Here is a 24,761-nt window from a genome sequence, read left to right as displayed (position 1 = left end):
GTCGTATTCGGACAAGCCGTCGAGTTTCCAGAGCAGCGCCTTGCGGTCCCGCCGCAGTCTCCCGTGCAGGTTGTCTTTCGCGAATTCATCGATCATGCGGCATGAGCCTGCCATGGGCTGCTCGTGGCCTCAAGATCCCGTACATGGTCCGCAACGACTGGCAGAGCCGAGGCCTGGCCATGGCCGCCGTTGTTCACGCTCACGGACGGCACTGCCTCGGGGCGAAGACCGAGCGCCGTCGCCGGCCTCTGGCGGCCGCGAGGGCGTAAGGCCGAACGGGGCGGCGGGAAACGGGCAGGCTAGACACCCTCACCAGGGTTCAACCCTGCGACCGAGGATCGAACCCTGCCCGCCTGTCGTCAAACGATCGTTGCCGACAGGCGGCCGACGTGTCCAATGAACCCGTGCAATCCGGGGGTCTGTGGCGGCTCGAATCCAATCAGGTGCAGACCCTTGCCGCCGCCGGCGAACTTCAGCGCGACCTCCAGCGCGAGCTGACCTACGACGGACTACGGGCCGCCGAAGCCCAAGGCAGCAAGGGCGGGCGCCGTCCGGCCGTGGCGGCCGACAGGGCCGGCGCCGTCCGCACCGCGTACCTGGAGGGCCGGTCTATCACCGCCCTTGCCCGCGAGCACGGCGTCAGCCGCAGCGCGATCCGCACGGCCGTCGCCGACCTCATGCCCGACCACGCCGCCATCGAGGAGGACGTCCCGGTGCCGGAGCTGCCGGTCACCCTCGACATGCTGGGCAAGGTCGCCGACTTCCTCCGCGCCACCGAGCTGCAGCCCCCCGAGCAGGCCGCGCTCGACGACGGGGTGACCGTGCGGCGCGGCCAGGGTTACACCTGCGCGTCAGCGCCGTCCCCGCGGTGCACCGTCAACTCCTCGCCCGCCAGCCGCTACTTTGCACGGTGGGTCAGAGATAGGTGTTCCGGGGTCACCACGGACGCACACGAAGGCCCCCTGGAACATACGACACATGTGTTCCAGGGGGCCTTCGTCGTGTCAGGACGTTCCGAGACCGTGCAGCAGGGTGTCGACGACGACGTCCGCTGCCCGTCCGGGGCTCAGCTCGGGCGACTGCCAGGACACGAGGTGCATGAGTTGGGGCAGCAGCGCGCTCGCCCACCCCTGGGGAAGACCGGGGCGCAGGACGCCTTCGTCGATGGCGCGTTCGAGGAAAGCGTCGACCTCACGGGCGGACGCGTCCCGGCGTCGGCGGATGGCGTCGTCGGCGAGCATGCGGGTGAGGTCGACGGGCCAGGTGCGGTTGACGGCGATGACGTTCTCGACGTAGCGGTGCAGGGCGACGGTGACGGGTGCCTCGCGCAGCCGCGCGTCCTCGATGGCCTGCTCGACGGCCGTCACCCGGGACTCGTAGATGGCGGCGAGGAGCTCCTCGCGGGAGGCGAAGCGCCGGTAGACCGTGCGCCGGTCCACGCCCGCCTCGGCGGCGATGCTCGCGATGCTCGCGCCGGGGTCGGCGGCGAGTATGCGCGCTCCGGTGGTCAGGACGGCTTCCAGATTGCGTGCTGCGTCGGCTCTCACGACATCGAGTCTAGTCGGGGATTGTGAAGCCTGAGACATCTATCGCCTCTTGGACGTGAAGCACGAGTCATTAAGTGCTACATTCAAGTGACAAATAGCTTGGGTAACGCCAACCTAGTGAGACGCCACCGTTGTGTCGCAGCAGGGGCACCCGCTCCTGCCGCCCCTTGGAGAAAGGCAAGTTCCGATGTCGAAGACACAGTCCTCATCACCCCGGGCGGGTGGTGTCGGCGCCGCCATGAGCGCGCTGATCCTCGCAGTCCTGCTCGCGGCCCTGGATCAGACGATCGTCTCGACCGCGCTGCCCCGGATAGCGGAGGACCTGAACGGGTTCGATGACATCGCCTGGGTCAGTGCCGCGTACCTGCTCGCTTCGACGGCGGTAACGCCGCTGTGGGGCAAGCTCGGTGACATGTTCGGCCGCAAGCGGCTCTACCTCGCCTCGACCACGATCTTCCTTGTCGCCTCGTGGTCTGTGGTCTGGCGCAGAACCTCCCCGAGCTGATCGGCGCCCGGGTGCTCCAGGGCGTGGGCGGCGGCGGCATGATCGTGCTGACCTTCGCCCTGGTCGGTGACATCGTCGCCCCGAGCGAGCGCGGCCGGTACCAGGGCATGTTCGGTTCGGTCTACGGCGTCGCCAGCATCGTCGGCCCCTTGCTGGGCGGTGTCTTTACGGACCAGTTGTCCTGGCGGTGGGCCTTCCTGGTCAACCTGCCCGTCGGCGTCGTCGCCCTGGCCATCGCCGCGCGGGCTCTTCGGGGTGCCGGTAGTTCTCGCCGAAAAAACAACGCTAAGCGGCTGCGGCCCAGTTCAGAGGCCGGACCGAAGCTGAGCCTTGCCTGGTGGGTTCGTCACCGTGCGGGCTCCGCTGTTTGTGTCGTTCGGGGCGAGGGGAGTCCGCCGCTCTGGACTGCGGCGAAGTCGGCGTGAGCCTGTTCGACCGCTTCGGGGTACGCCTCGCGCTTGGCGTGCTCGGCGAGCGCCCGGTAGATGCTGGCCACCGAGGGGCTCTGTCCCTTGCGCTTGCCGGTGGGGATGATCAGGTCGGGCTGGATCTGCTCGACGGACTCGCCGCCCGCGCGGCGTCGCAGCACGGTGTGGAGCATGTCGTCGGTGATGACCGGCGGCCGGCCGCCGTGCTTGCCCTTGCGTGCCGCGGTGTCGAGCCCTTCCAGGGTGGACTCCCGGATGTTCTCCCGCTCGGTCTCCGCCATCGCAGCGAAGAACGCGAACAGCAGCTTGCCGGGGCCGGTGGGGTCGTAGATGCCGGGCAGGGGTCCGGCGAGCATCTCCAGGACCAGGCCGTGGGCGGTGAGGTGGTCGGCGAGGGCGGTGAGTTCGGCGGCGTCGCGGCCGAGGCGCTTCATCTCGTACACGGTGAAGATGACCCGGCAGTGCGGTGCGTGGGCCTTGACCTCCCGGGCGGTCCGCAGCGCCTCCTCGAACTTCGGGCGGACCCGCACGCGGATGCTGATCTTCTCACTGAAGATCTTGTCCCTTGGGATGCCGTGCTTGCTGAGCGCGTCGAGCTGGGAGTCGAGTTCCTGCCCGAGGGTTGAGCAGCGGGCGTAGCCGATGCGGATGTCCGCGCTCGGCAGGTCCGGGGCGATCGGCGTCGGCGGCGGGGTGCCCGGCCGCCACGGCCGGCCAGGGCCGCGGTCGGCCGGGGTCGGCACGCGCAGCGCCTTCTTCAGCCGGGGCACCATGGTGAAGCGGCGGGTGTGGTAGGCGGAGGCGACCGCGCCGCCGCGCGAGCGGCACGGTGAGCCGGGCTGCGCGTCGCACTTCGGACAGGGGTCCAGCCAAGGTGAGCCCAAAAGCCGCCACGAGCTGATCTTGAAGTTCTGATCCCCTGCTGCGACCTACCATCGGGCGCCCGATGGTGTCCCGGTTTCGGCTGTTCTGATCTTCCCTGGCGCCTTCCCTGGAGATGATCCAGCGCGGGCGCGCTGTGGCGCGTCCGTCTGGTGCTGGTTTCGGGTGGGGTGGGGATGACTTCGATCGAGAGGACCGCGTATCCGCGGTTCAAGCGGCTGATCACCGCGCGTGAGCTGCACGTGTTCTTCACCCCGGGTGAGGAGGAGCGGGTCTGGGCCGAGGAGGTCACGGGCTCGGACGAGCACCAACTCGCGTTGCTGATGGGCTGCTTCCCGAAGCAGGACGAGGTGCCCGACCAGGTCGTGGAGTTCGTCCGCCGGATTCTGGATCTGCCGGAGAGCACCCTGCCGGTGTACGCCTCGGGCCGGACGGCGGAGCGCCACCGGGCGTGGGTACGGGAGCGGTGCCAGGTGCGCTACGACGGGCCGGCCGCGCGGGCCCTGGCCGAGGAGACGATGCGGATCGAGGCGGCGTCGAAGAACAACCCGGCGGACCTGATCAACATCGCGCTGGAGAAGCTGGTCGAGGTGGGGCTGGAGATCCCCCGCTTCTCGACGCTGGACACGATGGCCTCCATGGCGCGGGCCCAGGTGAACGAGGAGATCCTGGCCGGCATCCGGGACCGGATGACCGAGGAGGAGCGGCGGCGCCTGCTGGGCCTGCCCGACGTGATCGGGCTGGACCGCAAGACGCTGTTCAACGCGCTCAAGCGCAACCCCGGCCGGGCGACCTGGACGAACTTCCGCCGGTTGAAGGGCCACCTGGATTGGGTCGACTCCCTGGGCGACCCGGGCAAGTGGCTGGAGTCGGTGGCGTCCGGGAAGGTCGCGGACGCAGACCGGGCCGACTGCCGCTCGGGTTCGACATGAAGGCGAGCAGGCTCGATCAGGGTCTGTGCCCGCTACGGACTTCCAGAGGCCGCGGTCGAGGAAGACCTCGTCGGCGGCCCCTGGAGCGCGGTGCCTTCAGCGGACGACGTCGAAGACCTGCTTCTGCAGGCCGTTGCTGTAGACCTCGTGCTCGATGAGCTTCAGCTTCTGGGTGTCCTTGTCAGTGGCGCTGAACAGACGCTTGCCGGCACCGAGCAGCAGCGGGAAGACGAGGAGGTGGTAGCGGTCGATGAGACCGGCGTCGGAGAGACTGTGGTTCAGGGTGGCGCTGCCGTGGACGATGATCGGGCCGCCCTCGGTCTCCTTGAGGGCGGCGACCTCGTCCAGGGAGCGCAGGATGGTGGTCTGGCCCCAGTTGGAAACGAGCTTGTCGTCGGTGAGGGTGGTGGAGACGACGTACTTCGGCATGGTCTTGTAGTGCGCGAACTCTGCCATGTCCGGCCAGACCGGGCTGAACGCCTCGTAGCTGACGCGGCCCATCAGGATCGCGGTGGACTCCTGCTGCTCCCGTTCCTTGATCTCGAATGCCTCGGGGACGAACTCGACGTCCTTGAAGGTCCAGCCGGAGTTGCGGTAGCCGGGCTCGCCGCCCGGGCCCTCGACGACGCCGTCGAGCGAGATGAAGGCCGTGCTGATCAACGTGCGCATGGTGGTGCTCCTCGGTGTTTGGGATGTGTGTGACTCTGCTCGGTGAGCGCTTCAGCCGTGTGTGCGGCGGATCGTCGCGCCGAGGATGAGGGCCGGAGACCGCTGGGACAGCAGCCGGTCCGGAGTTGTGGGGCGGACACGGATGCCCGCATGGGTTTTGCGCCCGGAATGTCAGGCGTGGTCGGCGAGGATGCCGGTCAGCCACTGCTGCCACGCGGCCTCGGCGCCGTCGGTATCCGGGCCGAAGAGGTGGTGGAACATCAGCACCAGGCCGGAGCCGTGGTGGAAGGTGTAGAGCCCGTCGTCGGTGCGGACCTCGATGCGCTCCTCGTCGGACCAGGTCACTTCACCGCCCATCGGCGGCAGGCCGGCCGGCGCGGCGTGCGCCCGCGCGCCGACCGCGACCGTCGTCGGCAGCGACAGTCCGCGGGTGAGGATGGCCCGTACCTCCTGCGCGGGCTGCTCGCCGGTGCGCGCCATGGCGAAGACGGGGACGCCGGCGCTGCCGGGGAAGTGCGCCAGGTATTCGCGGAGTGTGTGGAGGTGGAAGGGCCAGCCGCGGCGCAGGGCGTCGTACTCGTCCTGCCAGTCGTCGCCGAGCATGCCGCTGTGGACGATGCGTAGTACCGTGCTGCCGCCCTCGCGCCCTTCGATGAGGTACTCGAAGGCCATGCACCGGCCGTCGGCGGCGGTGGCCGTGCGGGTGGCGAAGCGTTTGCCGAGTTCGTAGGCGGTGACCACCGACTCCTCCCGGTTGCCGCCGATGTCCATGGCGGCGGCGCCGCCCTCGCGCGGCTCGACCTCGTTGCGGCCCATGAACCACGACTCGATGCCGGGCCCGGTGGCGATCGCGGCCCAGACCTGTTCCGGGCCTGCGGGCAGGGTGATCTCCTGCTCGATCTCGAAGGGGTGCGTCATCGGCGGTTCTCCTGCTGTGCTTCGGGTTCGTGTCCCTGCGTCCCCTCCGGACCCTGCTGCGGTCCGCCTTGGTGTTCCGGGACGGCGGAGTGCGTGTCAGGGATCTGGTGGATGCCGACGACCACGCGGTGGGTTCGGCCTCCCGGCGCGGACTCGTCGTGGTAGCGGCTGGCGAGGGTAGCCACGGCCTGGGCCAGCTCGTCGGCGAAGGCCGTCCGGTCGGCGGCGGAGGCGAACCGGACCTCGGCGTCGATGCCGAAGCTGGCGACCCGCCGCCCTGCCTGGGCGGCGCCGGTCAGCAGGGAGCCGACCTCCTGCACCAACCGGGCTCCCAGTGCCAGTAGCCAGCGGGCGGAGAGCTGGTCGGGTGAGCGGGAAGGGTCCGGGCCGACGGCGGCCAGGGCGCTGGGTGAGATCACGTAGGAGGCGGCGGTGGCGCGGTACACACGTTCGGTGACGTTGCCTTTACGCCGTTCCTCGGCGAGCTCGACCAGGCCGTGCCGTTCCAGCTCCTTGAGGTGGTAGTTGACCTTCTGCCGGGGCAGCCCCAGGCGGCCGGCCAGCATGGCGGCCGAGCCGGGCTCGGCCAAGGCGGCGAGGATCCGGGACCGTATCGGGTCCAGGGACGACTCGGCCGCGGCGGGTTCTTCGATCACAGCGATGTCCAGCACCTCTCCACCTTCCTTCCGAAAAGAAAATAGGTCAAGACGAGAAATATCGTCGGAGGGGGGTGAGCCGGGCGGCGCCCACTGCGGCCCCGCGGTGCCTTCCGGGATGTGCGCGGCAGTCACCGCAGGCGGGATCGGAGCCCCGGAATGACGAGGGCGGCGACCGCGATGTGGGTGGCGATCAGCGTTACTCGCGTGGCCGTGTCGGCCTCGGGAATCAGGAGGTCGGGCAGGAGCGACATCGCCAGGAGCGCGGCTGCCGTCCGGGTGAACACCAGGGCCGGCCGGGCCGACCACCGCCGGAAGGCGGCCGCCAGCGCGATGCCCACGACCGAGAATACGAACGACAGCTGCGTGAAGCCGAGCAGGGGTATCGGATCGCCGGTGATCTTGAGCGACGCGCCTGCGGCGTGCACCGCGGCGGCGACGACCGTCGCGGCGACAGCGCCGCCTGCGGCGAACGCGAGGCCCGGCAGCCACAACGCGCGACGGCTGGTCGTGGTCGGAGCGGCGTCGCGGGCGATCGAGGTGGATCCGGACACATCAGTCTCCTTGTCGAGGGGCGGCGGCTTGCGCGGCCGCGGCGGATTCGTCCTCCATGGCGGCGCCGGGGACTGCTCCAGCGTCATACCGAAAGGAAAATTTGTCAAGACAGGAAAAGTAGTCGGTCTTGATCCCACCGCCTCGCGGCCCGCCTCCGTGTCCGACCTCTCACAAACGGCCGTTTATGAGAGTGCCAGGGGCTGGGAGCTGTTGGAGACCGCCACATAGGCCAGCCCGTCGTATGCGTCGGCCAAGATGATTGGACTGTGGTTGAGCCGGTAGGTCCAGCGTGGAACCAGGGCGCCGAAGCCCCGCGCGACGTGGCGGCCGTGGAGCCACTGCCGTACGGCCAACGGTGCGTCGGCTGCGCTGCGGAGGTCCACGAAGTGGTCGTCTGGGTTCGCGGCAGCCAGCTGGGCCTCTACTGCAGCAGCACGGGCAGGGCCTATCCGGTTGATGACGACGGCACCGGCGCGGGGCCGTGCCCACGGGCCCGGCCAGATCCGGCGGGCACGGAATTTCCCTCTGCCGAACAACAGGCCAAGCGCGTAGTAAGCGTCGCCGTGCCGAGTGCGCAGGTGCTGCCCCAGTGCCGGTACGGCTCCGCCGTGACGACTCGTCGTGATGTGGCCGTTGTGAGCCCACAGGGCGATTCTGGCGGACGGATCGGCGAGGAGTTCGTCGACCGCATCGGCCATGTACCGGTCGCGGGCGGCGAAGACGGTCTGCTCGGCATCCGGGTGCTGTCCGGCCCGGGTCACCAGGTCGGCAGCCTGCTTGAGGATTCGGGCATGGCGCAACGCGTCGGCGGCTTCGGGAATGTTGCTGAGAAAGCCCAGCAGCGCCTCGGCGTCGTGGACCAGGCGCTGCTCGGGGTCGGGACGCGATCCCGGATGCGCCTTGGCGAGCACGCGGAGCGGGGAGAGGAGCTCGGCCGCACGCGCGGGTGCCACGCGCCGCAGCAAGGCGTCGAGCACTGTGAGGGAGGTGCCGCACCGTTGGGGGTCGATGCCCGCGAAGCGCACCTTCTGGGCCTCGGGGCGGCCTCGGTTGTAGGCCCGCATCCACTCGATTACCGCAAGCACCTCATGGGTGCGCCAGGTCCAGAACCCGAGCCCGGCCAGGACCTCCGCGCCGTCGCCGACGCCTTGGCGCACGTAGGCGTCGACGGCTGGTGCCGCCGACGCGCTCGCTTCCATGGCCAGGATCGAGAAGCCCAGCTCTGTCACCAGGAACTCCAGTAGGCGGTGCTTGAGCTGGAAGAATTCACGTGTTCCGTGAGTGGCCTCGCCCATACCCACGACCCGCACGCCGTCGAGAATGCTCTTCAGCGGCTGAAGGTCGGTGGTGGGTGTGCCTGCCGTCAGGCTCTTCAGTGGTAAGGCGTTCCGGGCTAGCCAGCCCGTCACCTCACCCGGAGCGGGCTCGTGATCTGTCGTCGACATGTTCGTTGAGGCTACCCATACGGACCTGGCTGCGAGTGTGGTCAAGCAGGTGTGTGACCGGGGGCTACGGGTGCCGCTTCTTCGGACGGACGCGGACTGGGCACGTTGGCCGGCGCGAGTGCGAGACGGCTGTTCATGTCGAGTTCGAACCGGCCGTAGGGGTTGATGTGCGTCCAGAACAGCGGGGACAGGGCCCGCCGGTCGGCGTCGGTGAGGCGGTCGGCCCACTCGGGGTCGGCGAGGATCTGCTGGAGCAGCAGGGTGTTGACGTGGACCAGGGCGGACTGGAGGAGGTGGAGGGAGAGCATGGACACCTCCTGGCTCTCCTTGTCCTGGCCGGTCAGGTCGCCGTCCTTGCCGTAGAAGAGGTCCTTGTTGGCGCTGTTCCAGTTCTCCACCACCTGGAGCCCTTCGTGGGTCTCCCGGCGCATCTCGGCGTCGGCGAGGTAGTCGCAGATGAACGCCGTACGCACCGCCCGCCCGAGTTCCTCGATGGCCCGGTAGGTGGGGTGCTTGGGGCCGCCGCGGGTGAAACGCCGCAGCACCTGCTCGGCCTCGGCGGTGCCCAGGCGGAGCGCGGTGGTGTACTTCACGATCTGGTCGTACTGCTGGCGGATCAGCTCCCAGTCGATGGTGCGGGTGGACAGCACCGGCGCCAGGGTGGGCCAGTTGCCGTCCTCCCCGGTCGACGGACGGTACAGCCTCGACGAGCCGATGTTCTTCAGCCTCGGCATCAGCTTGAAGTCGAGCATGTGGGCGAAGGCGAACCCGACGATGGAGGCGCCGTGGGTGTCGGTGGACTGCCGGTCGACGACCATCTCGGTGCAGTGCCGCAGCACGCCCTCGATCATCGCGGCGACCTCGGAGGCCGAACAGCTCTTGAGCTGGGAGTAGATGCACACCGACTTCCGCTCGACGTGCCAGTAGATCATCACGCCGGGGCCGCGGTACCGCTGGTGCCACTCGGTCATGAAGTTGGTCGACCAGGCCCCGAACTTACGGCTGTCCGACGCGCACGCCGTGCCGGTGCCCCACCATGCCTCGTCGCGGGCGGCGAAGGTGGCGTTGACCAGCTTCGTCACCGCCGCCCGCAGGTTGTCCCGGTTGACGAACAAGTGCCGCACCCTGCGCAGGACCGCCTCCGTCTCGCCGTGCTTGCCGGTGGCCACCACCCGTTTGATGCCCATGTTCGTCCCCAGCGCGAACAGCACCAGCAGCAGTCGACGCCGCAGGACGTGCCGCGGCAGCCGCTCACTGGTGGCCACCGAGGCGAACTCGCCGGTGAAGCCGGTGCCGAACTCGGCCTCCTTGAGGATGTCCAGCAGGTCGATGGTGCCCCAGCGCCGTTCCATCTCATCCTTGACCGCGACCAGGTTCTCCGGCTCTTTTAGCTTCGGCTGCGGGGATACCTTGACCCACGGCTCGCCGTGGCGTCGGGTGATGGACACCCCGCCGGTGGTGTCTTTTACCAGAGCCATCTCCAGCCGGTCCAAGGAGGTGCGGAGCTTGGTCTGCAGAGCACTGATGAACGTCTCCGGGTCCTGGGGCTGGCGGATCGCGGCGTAGTGGACATCCCGGTTGTCCTCGAAGTCCTGCGGCAGGTCGTCCTCCGGGTTGCGCCACCGGTTCGCGCCGACCACCCAGATCTCCCGACGCCGCAGCGCGTCCCGCAGGGACACGAGCACGCACAGCTCATACGGAATGCGCTCCACCCGACTCTTCTCGTCCACCACCGCCGCCCGCCACTGCTCGGGCACCACCTCCTTCAGCGGAATCCGCTCCGTCTCGTCGAAGAAGGCGCCCTCCTTCAGCGGCTGGTCCAGATACCGCTTGAGCAGGTCGATCGCATCCATCACCGGCCGGTAGGCGGTGTTGTTGCACTTCAGCTCCAATGCCTTCAACATCGGCGAGAGCATCCGCCGCCAGTGGTTGGAGTACGACGACCGCAGCACCGTACGCACCCTCGCCCTGTAGCGGGCCTCGTTCGCCGCCGCCTCGGCCGCCAGCGCCTTCAACGTCCGCTCACCGCCGACCACCGGGTAGATCACCCGCCGCACCACGCCCGACGGCTCCGCCAGCGCGGCCTCGGCGACCCGCAGCAGCATGGCCTCCTTGCCGCGGACCTTCTTGAGCTCGTTGGTGAACTCCTTGTCGACCTTCCGCTCCGCTCTGGTGTTGATCTTCAGTACGAGCTGGATGAACAACTCCACCAGCGAGTCCGTGATCTCGGTCTGCCGCACGTGGCACAGCGCAGCCAACAGCGTCAGCCGCACGTGCGGCTTCATCCGCAGCAGATTCGACGGGTACTCCTTCGACGCCCGCGCCCGCCAGGCGTCCACCAGCTTCTCCGACACGTCCGCGAACAGGTTCTCGGGCAACTCCAGACGACGCACCCGCTCCAGCTTGGTCACTTCCGCCAGCAGGCTCTCCAGCCCCGGCGCACCGGGGTCGGACTTCAGCTCGGTGAAGAACGACCGGCCCCCGCCCACCACATTGCCTTCGCCATGCCCAGGCTCGTCATCGGAGATCAGTTCGTCCAGCCGGTCCCGGGTCGCCCGCGGCAGCCGCTCCAGAGTAGTCCGGCAGAACCGGTCCTCGAAGGCATTGATGGCCCGGCCCACCAGGCGGTCGACCTTCGCCGGGGCCGACGGCTCGATGCGGTCGTTGCGGCAGCGCGCCACCACCGCCGCCACCAGGCGCTCACGGGAGAGCTCCACCGGGCACAGCTCGGCGCTCAGCCACTCCGCCAGGCTCACCTGGTCTTCCTCGGTGGACTCGCGGAACCCGTACGCGGCCCGAATCTCCGACCGGTGCCGCGTGATCGCCCGGCCCGCCCAGTCGTACGAGGCCTACTTCTCGGCCGGCACCTTCACCTGCCGGGCCACGTACGACACCGCCGGCGCCGCGATCTCCCCAGTGTTCTCCGGGAACCGGGCCTCCACCTCGAAGAACTTCAGCAGCAGCGCGAACCCCAGCCGGTTCGCCCCGGACTTGTTCCGCAGCCGCTTCATGTCGTCTTCGAGAAGCGTCCAAACCTCGATCAGGTCCTCCGGCTCCCACTCCTGGCGCACCCCGGCCTCCTCCCGGTCGTCATGACCCGACCACCGTGACCGAACAGCACTGAGAAGGAGCCGAGAAGATCGAAAACCCGGACAGGCGCACCCACGACCCGCTACAGAAAGCTACTTGTCGGGTGGCGGCAGCTACACGAGAACAGGGCCGTTACCGCGTGATTATCAGCGTGTTACCGCTTCCGAAGAAGCTCTTCTGCATGAGCCACCGCGGCAGGGTGACTTCGTCCTCGGACCCCCCTGTCGCAGACAGCCCTGCTCTCACGAGCCGGGATCGAGCAGAACGGAAGGGAACCCCCAATGAACAAGCGACTGCGCCGGGCGATGGTCGGAGTCCTCGCCACCGCCACCGCGGTGACCAGCCTGATGGTCGGCACCGTCGGCACCGCGTCGGCAGCCGACGGCGAGAGCTTCCTGTACCGGGGCCAGACCCTCAACGCGGGCCAGATGATCCACCGTTACACCCCGAACGGCTGGGAGATCCAGCTGGTCATGCAGACGGATGGCAACCTGGTCGAGTACCTGGCCGGGTTCAGCGGCGGCGGCCGCTACGTCTGCTGGGCGTCGAACACCAACTCCGGGTCCGGGTACCACGCGACGTATCAGCATGACGGCAACTTCGTCGTCTATGCGCCCAGCGGCAAAGCCGTCTGGGCCTCGAATACTGTCGGTGGCAGCGGCCAAACCGTCGACATGAACAACAACGGAGTCCTCTACGTCGGCAACAAGGCGATCAACGGCGGCTGCTGATCCGGCGCGGTGCTGCTCGTCCGCGGGCTGCGAATACTCACAGCCCGCGGCCGAGCAGCATCGCGGTCAGGCTGCCAGACCTCCCCCATCCGGCACCCTGACCGCGTGACACTGCGATGGGGGGATCTTGCAGGCTGCTGGTATACCCCGGCGGGGTATGACAACTGTGTTGGGTGGCGGAGAAACGAAGTCATCGCTGCCCCATCACCCATGGGCTACAACAGCCGCATGCGGCTCCGGTCATGCCGCGCAAGGCGATCCGTGGCGTGGGCCTGACCTGGGCCGCGACCACCGCGCATCGCACGATCGAGTTGGTGGACGGCGTGGTGGCGCGGGACGTGGTCAACGACGCCGTGGTGGGTCAACGTCGTGCCGATCGGCGCCCTGCTCATGGTCGGTGTCACCGCGCTCATCCCGGCGCTGCGGGCCGGCCGGATGCCGGCCGTCGGAGCCAGGTCGTCGGCCGCGCCCCCAAGGCCAAGCGCGGTCAGGCGACGCAGCGCCTGACCAACCGGCTGCCGCTGCCCCGGGGCGACGTCGCTGGGGCTGGCCCAGCCGTTCGCCAAGCCGGCCCGGACCGCGCTGGTCGGCGCGCCGTGGTGAGCGACCTCCTGGCCTCGCAGATGGGGATCCACGCCGGTGACACCACACCGTGGTGCAGGACACCAAGCAGCTGTCGCTGCGGATCGCCGGCATCGACTTCGATACCCACGCCTCCTTCCTGTCGGTCGTGACCGACGCGGCCACGTTCACCGCGGCCGGCCTGACCCCGCACATCGACCAGTTCAACGTCGAGCCGGCCTCGCACTCCAACGGTCCGGGCTGGTCCGCCTCGGCCGCCGCCGCGCTGGCCCCACTGAACGCCTTGGTCGAGCAGAACCCGGGTGGGAGCCAGTCCGACGTGGTGTTCACCATGAGAGCCCTGGTGTCCACGCTCACCGGCCTGGTCGCCGGGCTGATCCCGCTGCTGGCCGGGGAGATCGCGATCGCCCTGCTCGGGGCGCTGCTGGCGGCCGGCTGGGCGGCCCGGTCGCGGACGGCCACGGCGCTGCGGACCGAGTAGGCGCCGGCGGCGACAGCGCTGCCGTCAGGGTGCAGATCCTCTCAAGGGATCTGCACCCTTTTCTCGCGAATCGCCGAGCCCCTGACGGGTGTCGGAGGGGTTTTCGTTCTGTGGAAGCGGTGGCGCCTTCCCGCCTACATCAGACTACTGACAAGAGCGGCGACATCGGGTTGATCGGCCCTTCGACCCAGTCCGACGAACATCGGAGTAACCAAAGGTGACTTCTCACCGATCTCGAACCCTCTCGGCGACCGCCGCGCTGTGCACGGCTGTCGCGCTGGGCGTTCCAGCGGCCGCGCAGGCGACCGCCGGCGCCGCTGATCCGGGTACGACCACCACGGCGACGGTCCCCACGGCGACGCCGACCGGCGCCGGGACCGCCGTCGTCGTCCTGCCCACCGCAGACGGATGACCGTGGGGACCGGCGGGCGTTCCACGCTCGTCGTGTCTCCGGCGACCGGGCCGTCCGACGCGTTCACCAGTGTCGAAGCCGGCGGCGACCGCTACGTCATCCCCTCGGAGGCCGCGCCCTACGCCGGGCGCATGCTGGACATGTCGCTGTTCGGTGTGACCAAGTTGGCCGCCGCCGCGCCGCAGCCGAACGCGCACATCCCGGTGCGGCTGAGCTTCGCCCCGGGCGTGACTCCGGCCGGTCCGGCCGGCGTCACGTTCACCTAGGTCAGCGGCCAGAGCGCGACCGGGTATCTGACCCCTGATTCCGGCAAGGCCTTCGCGCAGGCGCTGCGGGACGCGATCAAGGCGGACCTCGCTCGCCTGGCCAAGGCGCTCGACACCACCTTGAACATCGCTGCGCATCAGCGTCGATCAAACGGCCAGGGATATTCGTGCTCTTATACCAGTATCCTGCCTCATCTCGTGAAAGCATCAGGTCGCCCGCTTGTCACCCGTCTGTTAGCCGGTGGTTGGAGCGGCTCGCCACTGTGACGACACGCGTTCACGTGCCTGCTCCAGGACTGCCGCCAAACGCTCCGCGCCGACGGTTCCCAGCTGCCGGACGATCTCCAAGGCCTGCGCCAGCTCAGCCTCGCCGGCCCCCGGGCGGTCCTGGTGCCAGTACGCCAGTCCGAGGCCTTCGAGTGCTTGCGCTTCGTGCAGTGGCGCGTCGACGGCCCGAGCCATCTTGAGTGCCAGGGCGTAATGCGTCTCCGCACCGGCGAAATCCGATGCCGCGGCGGCCAGGGCGCCGAGCCCGTTGCGTGCCTCGATCACACCGACCGGGTCCTGGAGCTCTTCGAAGACGGCCAGCGCGTGGTGGAGATGGCTCGCGGCGATGCGGTGCCGTCCGCCCAGCCGGTGGACGGCACCCAGCCCCGCCAGCACATACGCCTGACCCATGCGGTTGCCCATGTGCCGGCACAGGGCCAGGGCCTGGCGCAGGTTCGCCCAGGCCTCGTCGAGCCGGCCCCGCGTGGACTGCACACCGGCGAGGCAGGTGAGCGAGTAGGCCAGGGTGAGGCGTTCGCCGATGGCCCGGCATAGCTCGGACGCCGTGCGCAAAGTCGTCTCCGCCTCGGGGAAGCGGCCGATCCGGCCTAGTACCACACCCAGATCGGACAGGATGTTCACCTCGCCGATGCGATTGTCCAGCTCCCGGTAAAGCCCCTGCGCTTCTTGCAGGCTGGCGGCCGCCGCCGGATAGTCGCCGGTGAGCTGCTGGATGTCGCCCAGCTGGGCGAAGACGTTCGCCACCCCCAGCCGGTTCCCGCCGGCACGGAACATCGCCAGCGCGCTGCGAAGAGCTTGCTCGGCCGCACCGAACCGCCCGCAGACCTGGTCGATGTGGGCCTGGCAGACCAGAACCGCGGCCTGGCCTTGCTGGTCACCCAGCTCTCGGAACAGCGCACCGGCTTGTGACAGGTCCTCGGCCCCGGCTTCATACTGTCCCGACAGTCGCCGCAGCGTGCCGCGCTGACTGAGCACGGCCGCCTTCCCATGGATGTCGGTGAGACTCTCGAACAGTCCCAGCGCCGCGTCGAAAGATTCCTCGGCACTCAGATACCGGTCGCTGTAGCGTTGCGCGACACCAAGCTGAACCAGTGCTCTGGCCGACCGATGGGCATCGCCGATCTCCCCGGCCCTCGCCACAGCCGCGTGTCCGAGCTGTTCGGCTTCCTTCAAATGGCCGGTGGTACGCATGGTCTCCTGCAGGGCCGCCGCGAGATCGACGGCGTGCCGCGGCCGTCCGTGGCTCATCGCGAACTCCACCGCGGACCGCGCGTTGCCAAGCTCGGCCGCCAGCCAGGCGCGCGCCTCGTCCTCCCCGGCCGGCTCCGGCGCGGCCCAGACGACCGGCGTCCCGTCGACGACTGTCCCGGGAAGGGCGATGCCCGTCGAGATCGTCGACGACTGCCGGTCGGCCATCGTTGACAACTGCCGGTCGGCCTTGGTCGCCGCGTCCACGTAGTAGTCCAGCAGCCGGTCCAACGCCGCCTCGCGCACCTCCGGCTCGTCGGCGGCGGCCAGGCTTCGGGCATGCTCGCGGATCAGGTCGTGCATGCGGTAGCGGCCGCGCACCGGTTCCTCGACGAGGTGCTGCTCCTCCAGGTCGCGCAGCATCCGCCAGGCATAGGTCGGATCGATGCCGCCCAACGCCGCCACCACGTGCCGATCGACGACGTCGACCGGCGACAGCCCCAGCAGCCGGAACATCATCCGCTGTTCTGGGGCGAGCATGCGGTAGGAGAGTTCGAACGCGGCGGCCACCGACACGTCCTCGGCGGTCAACGCCGGCAGTTGGCGGTTGGCCACGACCAGATCGTCCACCAGGTCCGAAGTCCGCCAAGCCGGGTAATGGCGAAGCCGCGCGGCCATCAGGTTCACCGCCAGCGGCAGCCCCCCGCACAACCGGACCACTTCGCGCACACCCGGTTCGGAGTTGATCAGGCCCGGCCGCGCCGCCTTCGCCACGAACAGCCGTGCCGCCGCCTCCGGACTCAGCACGTCCAGCGTAATCGGGCTGACGTCGTCCAGAGCGAGCAGCCGCCGCCGACTGGTGAGCAGGACCAGGCTTTCCCCCGGTTCTGGAAGCAACGGCCGCACGTACTCGCTGCTGACCACATCGTCCAGCAGCACCAGCAGGCGACGGTCGGCGACCAGCCCGTGCCAGTGCGCGGCGCGCGCCGCCGACTCCGGCGGGATCTGTTCGGCGGGTACGCCCAGCTGCGTCAGGAGCGCGTGGAGCGCGTCGGCGACTGTCATGGGCTGGGTGTTGGGGGCGTGCCCGTTCATGGCGAGGAACAGCTGGCCGTCCGGGAAGTGGTCAGCCAGGCGGTGTGCGGCGTGGACGGCGAAGGCGCTCTTGCCGACGCCGGGCATCCCGTCGATCGTGAAGATCCGCGCTCCGCCGGAACCGACCGGGCTGAGCGCGGTCGACAAGAGCCGGTCGAACTCATCATCGCGGCCGGTGAAGCAGGAGGCGTTCTTCGGCAGGTGCGAGTGCGAAGGCCTCGCTCCCGAAGCAGGGTCCTGGGACGGAGCTGTTGGTCGTCGCGAGCGGGGATCGTCGGCGGCGTCGGACGATCGGCTCCCTGCTCGGGGTGCGGCTGCGAGCTCTGATGTGGCCGGGCTCGCACCTTCGCGGTCTCCGGGGTCCCGGGTCGCACCGGCGACGGTCTCGGCCGCGCTCACGTCCTGATCGGCGAGGATCCGGCGCTGCGTCTGCTGCACCGCGGCGGACGGCTCGATCCCCAACTCGTCGACCAGTGTCCGCCGCAGCCGCTGGTAGACCTCCAATGCCTGCGCCGATCGGCCTCCGCGATGCAGCACCTGCATGAGCTGCAAGGAAAAGGTCTCGACGAGCGGGTGTTCCGCCACCGCCGCCGCGAGACGCGCCGCCAGCCCGTCGTGGATCCCCAGCCGGAGCGCCGCGTCGAAATGCCACCCGAGCACTTCTTGGTGCGCCTCCATCAGATGCCGCACCTCAAGGTGCACGGCGTCCACCGGCGTGCAATCCATCGGATTCCCGCGCCACAACCGCAGCGCCGCACTGGTCACCTGACTCACCTGCGACCAGTCCTGCGAGGCGCGCGCCTCTTGCGCGCCACCCATCAGCGCCATGAACTCGTCGGCGTCGAGCTCCCCTTCCTCCACTCGGAGCAGGTAGCCCGACGGCACAGTGCGCACCCGCTCCTCGGCTCCGCTTTCAAGGATGCGCCGCAGCCTACTGATATGGTTCTTCAGCGATGCGGCGGCGGTCGCCGGCGGATTCTCACCCCATAACGCCGCTTGCAGCGTTCCGTGTGTGACCGGCCGGTTCGCTCGAAGCAGCAACACCGACAGCAGCGCTCGATGCATGGCACTGCAGATCATCACCGGCCGGCCATCGACCTCGACTTCCAAAGGCCCCAGCAGCCTGAATCGCACCCGAACTCCCTTGCCGCCCTCAGCCATACTGCCCACCCCGGGCGCGCCGAATGTCCCCGGCTCGGCTGCCCCGGAATGCTGTTCTTTGATCGGAAGCGTAGCGCGGGGGATCAAGCCTGGCGGCCAGGTGATCAAAACCGCCCAGCGCCCCAGGGCCTGCCCGGAAGCAATAGCCGAGAGCTACGAGTACGGCTGCCGCGCATCGAAAGCATGATTGAACAGCAACAGCTTCGACTCAGCGTTGTATGGGCCTCCCCAACAAGACCGCTCGAACCACGTCGCGCCGACTTCAGCGCGGCTCTCGTCCAGATCGATGTCATACAAGCTGGTGGAACCGATCACGGCACCGTCGTCACTACGTTGCACCGCGAAGCACCGCCGGGCAGGATCCGCGATCATCTGGCTCAGCATCGCGCGCATCTGCGTCACAGTCTCAGGACGTGGCCGCGGCATCCACTGCCATACCTCAGGATCGGACGCAGAGGGGAACAGCGCGTCGGCATGCCCAGCGGATAACGGGACGAGACGGACCTCACTACCGAGGAAAGCATCGTTCTTCACCACAGCACACTAGAACGAACTGTGACACGAGCGGGAGAACCTCAAGGCTGGCTCCTCACCCGAAAGACAGACGAATGCTTTCGAAGCGGGCCCACGAAGCGTCAGCCCAGGGTGAGCCACCGAATGCCGAGCCGTTCGACCTGCACGGTCTCCGCTGCGTCGAGCGGCTCACGCCCGGTGACCTTACGCAGGAACTTGGGCTGGTCCCAGCCAAGTTCGAGCGACGCAGTTGTCTGGTCCGGGCCGAGCAACAGCTCCAGCACGGCATCTGCGGCCTGCGGGGTCAGCCACGGCTCACGCCCCAGCGCTTCGGCCAGGTCCAAGCCATGGACCGCGACCTCGACCACCCGGGTGACCAGGAACTGCGACAGGAGCATCGCATCCCCGTGACGAGTACGCACGACGCGGTCCTCGGGCTCAGCGCGGCACAGCCGGTCCACCCGCTGCCACGTCGCGGCGAAGTCCTCAGCGAGCGCGGCACCGCTGGCCTGCCCGGCCGCGTGGTCCTGGGCCAAGACGATGCGGGCTGTGTTGGTCTGCGGGGCGAAACGGTCGTCGGGCCGGTAGTACTCCACCGCGGACACCTCGGCCTTGTCCGGTGGCGGAGCATCCAGCATGCCCGGCAACCAAGCGATCACCACTCGCACATGCCCCAACAGCCCACGCACGGACCAGGGTTCACACCGCGTCGGAAGCTCCCACTCCGCCTCCGACAGACCTACAACCGCCCGGGAGAGCTCCCCGGCTTCGAGGTGAAACGCCTCCAGCACCCGGCCCTGATTCATGGTGATCAAGCTACCAACAGCCTCCACCCGGCTGGCCAGGGAGTGATCTGCATCACTGCGAGACGACGGAAACGCAACACCGCCAGCCATGAACGTCGCGAACCCGCTCCCGAAGGGAGTACCTGCTCAATGGCAACATGGACTCCACCGCACACGGCCTCTGCGGACACAAGCCGCACCATGGCCATGCTGACCGACCAGTTCCCCGGCTCCGAGATCGCCCTGGGCATCCAGCTCAAGCACGTCGCCTCACGGGCCCTGGCCAACCGCACCACCCAGGGCTATGCCGCCTCCGCGGCGTCCTGGGCCAAGCACCTGAACGCGGCGATCGAAGCTGCCCGGTTCCGCGGCCTGCGGGACCTGTTCGACGCGCACAAGGCGAACGAGCAGATCGGCTTCGGCCCCGGCGCCGAGCAGCTGGCCCGGACCTTCGACAAGATCCGCGACACCGTCGCCGCCCAGGGCGGTGACGCGACGGTCGAACACGCTCTGCTGAAGCAGGCCCGCGTCTCCATCCGCTTCGGAACCCTGAACAACTGCCTGTTCGACGCCGCCAACCCGGCCGGCGCCATCTGCCTGGAGAGCACGGTGATCCCACCCGGCCACATCGGCCCCCTGCCGGACCGCTGCCGCCCGGACCGCTGCGGCAACAGCATGATCGGCCCCCAGCATGTCGAGATCTGGGACTCCGAGGAACGATCCCTCACCAGGCTCCTGGAAACCCACCGCCTCGCCCCCAGCCATCGCGCGGCCCTCGAACAACAGCGATCCGAAGCGCAGGCTGTTCTGCGGAAGGCCGGACGATGAGCGGCACCACGAGCGTTTCGGCCAAGGCCGAGCACAAGCTCCGCGCGGCCATGGACCGCCTCCTGGCGGGCAAGCCGCAGCACAGTGACGGCCGACTCACGAAGAACAACCTCGCCCTGGAAGCTGGCGTCAGCCCCGCCACAATGTTCCGCGCGAAGGCCGTCCTGGCCGACTGGGACGCACACATCGATGCCCACGGCAGCCTCACCCCCGGCGAGGCCCGCCGGGACGCTGACATCGACGACCTCCGCCGACAACTCGCCACAGCCAAGAAGGAGATCACCGAACTCAACCGGCGGCTGACCGCCGCGACCACGGTCATCGCCTCTCTCCACCACGACAACCAGATGCTGCGGGCCGAGGACGAGGCGGCGAGCACCGTCGTTGTGTTCCCGTCGCAACCCCGGACCGGCCGATGAGGCTTCGCGAAAATGGCTTTGTCCGCGATTCCGTGATCTCCGTGCTCCAGCCCTGGCTATTCGTCAGCAGTTGGAACAGTCGTGCATCGGGGCATCGGGGAAGGTGTCATTCCCTTTGAGCCAGTCGGTCAGCCACTCCGCCAAGGTGAACTTCTCTGGGAACAGAAAATGGCGGTCGCAGAGCCCGTTCGGGTCGATGCCCCACATCTGCCCTGCGGTGCGCTGAGGTCGATGCACCACCAGATGACTGGCGTGGAGCGTCATTCCAAGCATGCGCTATTCGGTGGTGTCGGGGGCGTGGGCTACGGTGCCTGGTCGTGGATGCAGCTGATCTTGACTACCGGGCCCGGACGCAATCGGGCTGTCTCTCACCGCGCCTGGTCTCCAAGCTCCTTGAGCTCGGTCATGCCGGGGAGGTGGAGTTCTGGGCCGGGCGTGGGGAGTGGTTCTGCGCGCGGGAGTGGGCGCGGCTGCTGGGTGAGCGGGGCCAGCAGGCCGAGGCGCTTCAGGTGCTCGCGCCATACGTCGCCACGGGCTGGTGGAAGGCTGCCGAGGCCATGGCGGAGGTGCTGGAGGCGAACGGCCGGGTCGACGACGCGATCGCGCTGGTACGTCCGCACGCGGAAGGCGGGGAACGGCTGGGGCTGGGATTCCTCGCGCGCCTGCTCGCCCGCCACGGTCGGGGCGACGAGGCGTTCGACCTGCTGCGTCCGCACGTCGAGGACTGGTACCTCGCCGAGCCGCTCGTCGACATCGCCGGGCCCATCGGCCGCCAGGAGGAGGCCGCCGAACTGCTGGAGCAACGGATCGAGACCGCGCCGCGCTGCTGCGACTCCCCGTCGTGCGGACGCCGCGACGTCAATCCGTTCAACGCCGTCGACCTGCTCGCGACGATCCGCGAGCGCCAGGGCCGCGTCGACGAGGCAATCGCCCTGCTCCGCACCAGGGAGACGACCTCGATCAACAACCGCGACCTGCTGGCTGACCTGCTGGCCCGGCACGACCGGATCGAGGAGCTGCGCGTGTACGCGATGACCGATGGCCTCGGGCACGGCGCACAGCGGCTCGCGGAGCTGCTGGAGGAGTGCGGCGACGTCGAGGGCGCCATCGGCGTGTACCGTCAAGCGGTGGGGCCTGCAGCCGAGGACCCGAACTCGGCTTATGAGCTTGCGCAGCTCTTGGTTCGGCATGGTCGGGGTGACGAGGCGATCGACGTGATGCGCGTCCAAGCGGACGCCCGGAACGGCGACGACTGGATCCTCCATGCCCTGTCCGAGCTCTGTCTCGACCAGGGCCGCCCAGAGGACGGTCTGGCCCACCTCGACGCCCTTAAAGCTTGCCGCGGGGGTCAGGAGGACTGGGACCTGTTCTGGATGCGGCTGCCGCTGATCGCCGCCAGCGCTGGGGTCGACATGGCGGTGGAACGGGCCCGGGCTCACCCCGAGGGAGGCACCTCGTACGCGGCGCAGCACGTCGCCAGGCTTCTGGCCGATGTCGGCCGTATCGAGGAGGCCGTCGCCGTCCTCGAACAGCATGCACCGGCCAGCCGTCACGACCTGGCTGAGTACCTCATTGACCTGGGCCGCATCGAGGACGCCGTGACCGTCCTCCACCAGCACATCCCCCGGCCGCCCGTCCAGTGGACAGGCGCCTGGGGCGACAAGCCCGCCTTCTGAGGTGGTCGGCCCGCCAAGTCTTCACGGCTCTGACCGCAGTTCCGTGAAAACCAGGATGACCTCACCCATCGTGATGCCGAATACTCACACCATGCAGGCCTTCCACATGAACCCGGATCAGCTCGAAGCGCCCGTGCAGCTCTTGGACAATGCTGGCACCGCGTGGCTGCTCCGGAAGAAGCGAGTCGATCTTCGCGCTGCGCGTCGGCTGCTGAAGGACCATGCCGCGGCCGTCGTACTCGGAGAGAGCGGCGGGACCCGCCCCCGGCTTGTCGCCGATGGCGAGCGCCCGATGCTCTGGGACAAGGTCAAGGACGACTACAAGGGGCCCGGCGGAAGCGGGACGGCCGGACGGTACCTTGCACACGAGTTCCGTGCGGATGCCGACCTCCGCATGCTCTACCTGGAAGAGCACTGCTGACGGCGGGACGAGTCATGCCCGTACGAGAATCCGAATCCTCAACCGGCTTTGAGTCGGCTCGCCCTTCGAGCAGACGTCAGAGCTGACCGCTGATCTGCCGAGAGAGCCTCTCAAAGAACTCCTGAAGACCGGCCGCAGCAAGGTCGAACTGATCGAACCACGAAGCGGTGGTCGACCTCCAGACCCGCCCAGAGCCTGCCAGTGCGAACAGATGGCCGCCCCCGTCGCTGGCGAATACCAGGGCAGGCTCTTCCCCGTCGATCTGGACGGCCCCGTACTCGCGGAAGTGGTCCGCGACCAGCGAGGCCGGGTGGACGAAGCAGCCGTTCTCCACGTCGGGCAAGGAGACCTCAGCGATCACCCAGTACATCGTGGTCAGGTCCGAGGGAATCGGCGTCAGCTCCACAAGCGCGTCGGTGGCCTGATGGCTCGCCGTCGAAGCGTGCACCACCACGTTGCTGCCCGGCTCGAAGCCATGCCGTGCCTGGAACGACTCCATCAGCTTCGCGAGCGCCGCGTCCGCCTGCCCACACCAGCTGCGAAGCCACTCGGCATCAAGCCGTTCGTCAGCCACCCTCATTCCCTCTTGCTTCCGCTGGGGACCCGCCCACGCGCGTGTCCGGAAGAACCTACAGGAGCGTTCACACAGATCCGGTCAGAGCCATTTTCAACGAGCCCCATCACGGGCCGCCACTCCCAGGGCTGAACTCCGTGATGAGAGAGCGGCTCTCAGTTGGCCGTCCTCGCTGACCGACGCGACAACCGACGCATCCCGCCGCAACAGGGCAGCAGCATCTCATGAGAGTTCCAAACGGTGGAGAACACTTCTGCGACCCGCACGTCCACGCCGACCTGCGCCAGCTCACCGCCCACGACCAGGTCGTGCGCGACACCGTCATGGACACCCCGGGCGTGCGCCAGGTCCTCGCCGGACCGACGGCCGCGCCGCTCACCGTAGTGACGCAGTGCGCCGGCGGACGCCACCGCGCAGCCACCACGGCCATGGCCCTGCGCGCCGTGGTCGCCGGGGACGTCGAGCAGGCCGCCGCGTACGGACTGGCCGACGTCGCCAAGCAGTTCGCCGACCGCGACCTGGTCGTGGACCTGGTCCACCGGGGCATGAACCTATGACGTACCCAGGCCCGTTTATCGCCTGTTGACCGATTCTTGAACACCGCGCGGTGACATGTCGGCATGAACCTCAGACGAACCATGGCAGGTGTCGCGCTCGCCGCGGTCGCGCTCAGCGCCACCGGTGTATCGACTGCTTCCGGAGCCGAGAGGGCGGCGTCTGCCGGCCGCTCGCACCCGGCCTCGCACGCGATCTCCGGCATGGCCCACCCGGGGCCCGACAAGTCCGGCTGGCCGAAGAAGGGGGACACCAAGGTCCCCACGCTGCCGTCCGCGTCTCTCAAGGGCCTTCCGACCTTGCGGGAAGCGCAGCAGAAACGTCTCCTTTCGCGGCCGTTGACGGCCGCGGGCGGCGTGACGGCTCAGGCGTTCCCCGATTACAACTGCACCACACCCCCGCAGGGCTGGGGGTACCACGACTACCTCGCCCCCGGCGAGTGCCTGAGGTCGAACACGTACATCGCCGTCAACACCGAACCGGGCGGTTGGTACGAGCTGTGGATGCAGAGCGACGGCAATGTCGTCCTCTACTTCCACGGCGCCCCGTTCTACACGGCGAAGTGGCAGACCGGAACCCGTGGCTCGAACGCGTCGCTGTGGATGCAGCGGGACGGCAACGTCGTCATCTACGACGGCGCGGGCAACCCGATGTGGGCCACGGGCACGAACAGGTGCGGCGATCTGGGAGCCTGGCTGCGGGTCCAGGCCGACACCAACCTCGTCCTGTACACCCGCGACTGGACGCCGATCTGGGCCCGCTTCGACGGCCCCTCCTCCCGCCCCTGCTGAGGCACCCCGGAGGCGCGCGGCAGGCCGCGGAACGGTGACCCCGACAAGCCGGACAGTGCCCATGGCCGGTCCGGCTTGTCGTCGCCGTACGGCCAGACGTCCCACAGCCCGCCGAGGCCGCGGCCCGACGCATTCTCCGCGCAGGCCGTGAAGTCGTCCGTGGTGGGTTCGCGTAGCGGTACTTGGCGGGCCGGCCGCGCAGGATCTCGTCGAGGACCCGGTCGCCGACGGTCTCGCGCAGCTTGTGCAGGACCATCGCACCCCGCTGGTACACGGGCGGGTCGAAGAGGTTCTCGGTGGTGGGCGAGGGGTTGAGCCGAGATACGGGAGATCCCCGCCATGGCGGGGAACAACCACAAAGGAAATCG

At 68.7% G+C, this 24,761-nt stretch carries 24 protein-coding genes and 3 pseudogenes; 12 read left to right on the top strand and 15 right to left on the bottom strand.

The features are described 5' to 3' along the window. Positions 1-96: pseudogene (locus AB0N06_RS32950) on the bottom strand (type I restriction endonuclease subunit M); the annotation flags it as partial. A gap of 908 nt (positions 97-1,004) precedes the next feature. After that, positions 1,005-1,493 carry a TetR/AcrR family transcriptional regulator gene (locus AB0N06_RS32945; protein ID WP_366138362.1) on the bottom strand — a complete coding sequence of 163 codons (489 nt, stop codon included), beginning with the start codon at positions 1,491-1,493 and terminating at the stop codon, positions 1,005-1,007. 241 nt (positions 1,494-1,734) lie between these two features. On the opposite strand from AB0N06_RS32945, the pseudogene AB0N06_RS32940 reads away from it, so the two are divergent. After that, positions 1,735-2,303: pseudogene (locus AB0N06_RS32940) on the top strand (MFS transporter); the annotation flags it as partial. Between the two features lie 95 nt (positions 2,304-2,398). On the opposite strand, the gene AB0N06_RS32935 reads toward AB0N06_RS32940, so the two are convergent. Continuing rightward, positions 2,399-3,364 carry a recombinase family protein gene (locus AB0N06_RS32935; protein WP_366138360.1) on the bottom strand — a complete coding sequence of 322 codons (966 nt, stop codon included), beginning with the start codon at positions 3,362-3,364 and terminating at the stop codon, positions 2,399-2,401. Between the two features lie 174 nt (positions 3,365-3,538). Between AB0N06_RS32935 and AB0N06_RS32930 the strand changes: the two genes are divergently transcribed. Then, on the top strand, positions 3,539-4,294 hold the full coding sequence (locus AB0N06_RS32930) for a DUF4158 domain-containing protein (protein WP_366138359.1): 756 nt from the start codon (positions 3,539-3,541) through the stop codon (positions 4,292-4,294). A 96-nt stretch (positions 4,295-4,390) separates the two neighbouring features. Here the strand turns inward: AB0N06_RS32930 and AB0N06_RS32925 are convergent, their stop codons facing one another. The 6 genes and pseudogenes from AB0N06_RS32925 to AB0N06_RS32900 all read right to left on the bottom strand — a co-directional run bounded on the left by AB0N06_RS32925 (position 4,391) and on the right by AB0N06_RS32900 (position 11,548). Then, positions 4,391-4,963 carry a dihydrofolate reductase family protein gene (locus AB0N06_RS32925; protein WP_366138358.1) on the bottom strand — a complete coding sequence of 191 codons (573 nt, stop codon included), beginning with the start codon at positions 4,961-4,963 and terminating at the stop codon, positions 4,391-4,393. Positions 4,964-5,134: 171 nt separating this feature from the next. After that, on the bottom strand, positions 5,135-5,881 hold the full coding sequence (locus tag AB0N06_RS32920) for an SRPBCC domain-containing protein (protein ID WP_366138357.1): 747 nt from the start codon (positions 5,879-5,881) through the stop codon (positions 5,135-5,137). Further along, on the bottom strand, positions 5,878-6,552 hold the full coding sequence (locus tag AB0N06_RS32915; protein WP_366138356.1) for a winged helix-turn-helix domain-containing protein: 675 nt from the start codon (positions 6,550-6,552) through the stop codon (positions 5,878-5,880). Before AB0N06_RS32915 ends, AB0N06_RS32920 begins: the two co-directional genes overlap by 4 nt. A 116-nt stretch (positions 6,553-6,668) precedes the next feature. After that, positions 6,669-7,091 (bottom strand): DUF6069 family protein, encoded by a 423-nt coding sequence (locus AB0N06_RS32910; RefSeq protein WP_366138355.1) that lies wholly within the window; start codon positions 7,089-7,091, stop codon positions 6,669-6,671. A gap of 183 nt (positions 7,092-7,274) precedes the next feature. Next, positions 7,275-8,537, bottom strand: coding sequence for an erythromycin esterase family protein (locus AB0N06_RS32905; protein WP_366138354.1), 1,263 nt, complete (start codon positions 8,535-8,537; stop codon positions 7,275-7,277). Between the two features lie 41 nt (positions 8,538-8,578). Further along, positions 8,579-11,548 (bottom strand): annotated as a pseudogene (locus AB0N06_RS32900) (Tn3 family transposase). 360 nt (positions 11,549-11,908) lie between these two features. Between AB0N06_RS32900 and AB0N06_RS32895 the strand changes: the two are divergent. Further along, the gene (locus AB0N06_RS32895) at positions 11,909-12,358 is read left to right on the top strand and encodes a hypothetical protein (protein WP_366138353.1); all 450 of its coding nucleotides are present in this window, start codon (positions 11,909-11,911) and stop codon (positions 12,356-12,358) included. A gap of 215 nt (positions 12,359-12,573) precedes the next feature. Here AB0N06_RS32895 and AB0N06_RS32890 read toward each other — a convergent pair whose 3' ends face one another. Next, on the bottom strand, positions 12,574-12,993 hold the full coding sequence (locus AB0N06_RS32890; protein WP_366138352.1) for a hypothetical protein: 420 nt from the start codon (positions 12,991-12,993) through the stop codon (positions 12,574-12,576). Positions 12,994-13,013: 20 nt separating this feature from the next. On the opposite strand from AB0N06_RS32890, the gene AB0N06_RS32885 reads away from it, so the two are divergent. From AB0N06_RS32885 to AB0N06_RS32875, 3 genes are all read left to right on the top strand, one after another. Then, on the top strand, positions 13,014-13,421 hold the full coding sequence (locus AB0N06_RS32885) for a hypothetical protein (RefSeq protein ID WP_366138351.1): 408 nt from the start codon (positions 13,014-13,016) through the stop codon (positions 13,419-13,421). Between the two features lie 217 nt (positions 13,422-13,638). Further along, entirely contained in the window at positions 13,639-13,833 is a 195-nt protein-coding gene (locus tag AB0N06_RS32880; protein ID WP_366138350.1) for a hypothetical protein, read from the top strand. Beyond that, positions 13,830-14,099, top strand: coding sequence for a hypothetical protein (locus tag AB0N06_RS32875; RefSeq protein WP_366138349.1), 270 nt, complete (start codon positions 13,830-13,832; stop codon positions 14,097-14,099). The genes AB0N06_RS32880 and AB0N06_RS32875 overlap by 4 nt, the downstream gene beginning before the upstream one ends. A gap of 234 nt (positions 14,100-14,333) precedes the next feature. Here AB0N06_RS32875 and AB0N06_RS32870 read toward each other — a convergent pair whose 3' ends face one another. The 3 genes from AB0N06_RS32870 to AB0N06_RS32860 all read right to left on the bottom strand — a co-directional run bounded on the left by AB0N06_RS32870 (position 14,334) and on the right by AB0N06_RS32860 (position 19,150). After that, complete coding sequence (locus tag AB0N06_RS32870; RefSeq protein WP_366138348.1) at positions 14,334-17,804, bottom strand: tetratricopeptide repeat protein; 3,471 nt, start codon at positions 17,802-17,804, stop codon at positions 14,334-14,336. A gap of 180 nt (positions 17,805-17,984) precedes the next feature. After that, entirely contained in the window at positions 17,985-18,365 is a 381-nt protein-coding gene (locus AB0N06_RS32865) for a GNAT family N-acetyltransferase (protein WP_366138347.1), read from the bottom strand. A gap of 101 nt (positions 18,366-18,466) precedes the next feature. Next, the gene (locus AB0N06_RS32860; protein WP_366138361.1) at positions 18,467-19,150 is read right to left on the bottom strand and encodes a maleylpyruvate isomerase N-terminal domain-containing protein; all 684 of its coding nucleotides are present in this window, start codon (positions 19,148-19,150) and stop codon (positions 18,467-18,469) included. A gap of 180 nt (positions 19,151-19,330) precedes the next feature. Between AB0N06_RS32860 and AB0N06_RS32855 the strand changes: the two genes are divergently transcribed. Together AB0N06_RS32855 and AB0N06_RS32850 are read left to right on the top strand one after the other, a co-directional pair. Further along, positions 19,331-19,957, top strand: coding sequence for a hypothetical protein (locus tag AB0N06_RS32855; protein WP_366138346.1), 627 nt, complete (start codon positions 19,331-19,333; stop codon positions 19,955-19,957). Further along, positions 19,954-20,376, top strand: coding sequence for a hypothetical protein (locus AB0N06_RS32850; RefSeq protein ID WP_366138345.1), 423 nt, complete (start codon positions 19,954-19,956; stop codon positions 20,374-20,376). Before AB0N06_RS32855 ends, AB0N06_RS32850 begins: the two co-directional genes overlap by 4 nt. 63 nt (positions 20,377-20,439) lie before the next feature. Here AB0N06_RS32850 and AB0N06_RS32845 read toward each other — a convergent pair whose 3' ends face one another. After that, positions 20,440-20,640 carry a hypothetical protein gene (locus AB0N06_RS32845; protein ID WP_366138344.1) on the bottom strand — a complete coding sequence of 67 codons (201 nt, stop codon included), beginning with the start codon at positions 20,638-20,640 and terminating at the stop codon, positions 20,440-20,442. A 53-nt stretch (positions 20,641-20,693) separates the two neighbouring features. Between AB0N06_RS32845 and AB0N06_RS32840 the strand changes: the two genes are divergently transcribed. Both AB0N06_RS32840 and AB0N06_RS32835 read left to right on the top strand, forming a co-directional pair. Beyond that, on the top strand, positions 20,694-22,052 hold the full coding sequence (locus tag AB0N06_RS32840; RefSeq protein WP_366138343.1) for a CDC27 family protein: 1,359 nt from the start codon (positions 20,694-20,696) through the stop codon (positions 22,050-22,052). A 91-nt stretch (positions 22,053-22,143) separates the two neighbouring features. Then, positions 22,144-22,473: a hypothetical protein gene (locus AB0N06_RS32835; protein WP_366138342.1), complete on the top strand. Its 330-nt coding sequence runs from the start codon at positions 22,144-22,146 to the stop codon at positions 22,471-22,473. Positions 22,474-22,549: 76 nt separating this feature from the next. Here the strand turns inward: AB0N06_RS32835 and AB0N06_RS32830 are convergent, their stop codons facing one another. Beyond that, entirely contained in the window at positions 22,550-23,053 is a 504-nt protein-coding gene (locus tag AB0N06_RS32830) for a hypothetical protein (RefSeq protein ID WP_366138341.1), read from the bottom strand. Positions 23,054-23,271: 218 nt separating this feature from the next. On the opposite strand from AB0N06_RS32830, the gene AB0N06_RS32825 reads away from it, so the two are divergent. Then, on the top strand, positions 23,272-23,604 hold the full coding sequence (locus AB0N06_RS32825; RefSeq protein WP_366138340.1) for a hypothetical protein: 333 nt from the start codon (positions 23,272-23,274) through the stop codon (positions 23,602-23,604). Between the two features lie 63 nt (positions 23,605-23,667). Beyond that, complete coding sequence (locus AB0N06_RS32820; protein ID WP_366138339.1) at positions 23,668-24,393, top strand: hypothetical protein; 726 nt, start codon at positions 23,668-23,670, stop codon at positions 24,391-24,393. The last annotated feature ends 368 nt before the right edge of the window (positions 24,394-24,761 follow it).

This window comes from Streptomyces sp. NPDC051020, from assembly GCF_040683105.1.
Taxonomy (GTDB): Bacteria; Actinomycetota; Actinomycetes; order Streptomycetales; family Streptomycetaceae; genus Streptomyces.
This window is presented reverse-complemented; position numbering and strand designations above follow the sequence as displayed.

Coding starts and splice junctions, on each gene's coding strand:
- AB0N06_RS32825 (WP_366138340.1), top strand. CDS start 23,272: ATGAGAGTTCCAAACGGTGGAGAACACTTCTGCGACCCGCACGTCCAC.
- AB0N06_RS32855 (WP_366138346.1), top strand. CDS start 19,331: ATGGCCATGCTGACCGACCAGTTCCCCGGCTCCGAGATCGCCCTGGGC.
- AB0N06_RS32830 (WP_366138341.1), bottom strand. CDS start 23,053: ATGAGGGTGGCTGACGAACGGCTTGATGCCGAGTGGCTTCGCAGCTGG.
- AB0N06_RS32895 (WP_366138353.1), top strand. CDS start 11,909: ATGAACAAGCGACTGCGCCGGGCGATGGTCGGAGTCCTCGCCACCGCC.
- AB0N06_RS32860 (WP_366138361.1), bottom strand. CDS start 19,150: ATGAATCAGGGCCGGGTGCTGGAGGCGTTTCACCTCGAAGCCGGGGAG.
- AB0N06_RS32925 (WP_366138358.1), bottom strand. CDS start 4,963: ATGCGCACGTTGATCAGCACGGCCTTCATCTCGCTCGACGGCGTCGTC.
- AB0N06_RS32930 (WP_366138359.1), top strand. CDS start 3,539: ATGACTTCGATCGAGAGGACCGCGTATCCGCGGTTCAAGCGGCTGATC.
- AB0N06_RS32835 (WP_366138342.1), top strand. CDS start 22,144: ATGCAGGCCTTCCACATGAACCCGGATCAGCTCGAAGCGCCCGTGCAG.
- AB0N06_RS32820 (WP_366138339.1), top strand. CDS start 23,668: ATGAACCTCAGACGAACCATGGCAGGTGTCGCGCTCGCCGCGGTCGCG.
- AB0N06_RS32875 (WP_366138349.1), top strand. CDS start 13,830: ATGACCGTGGGGACCGGCGGGCGTTCCACGCTCGTCGTGTCTCCGGCG.
- AB0N06_RS32845 (WP_366138344.1), bottom strand. CDS start 20,640: ATGACGCTCCACGCCAGTCATCTGGTGGTGCATCGACCTCAGCGCACC.
- AB0N06_RS32850 (WP_366138345.1), top strand. CDS start 19,954: ATGAGCGGCACCACGAGCGTTTCGGCCAAGGCCGAGCACAAGCTCCGC.
- AB0N06_RS32905 (WP_366138354.1), bottom strand. CDS start 8,537: ATGTCGACGACAGATCACGAGCCCGCTCCGGGTGAGGTGACGGGCTGG.
- AB0N06_RS32920 (WP_366138357.1), bottom strand. CDS start 5,881: ATGACGCACCCCTTCGAGATCGAGCAGGAGATCACCCTGCCCGCAGGC.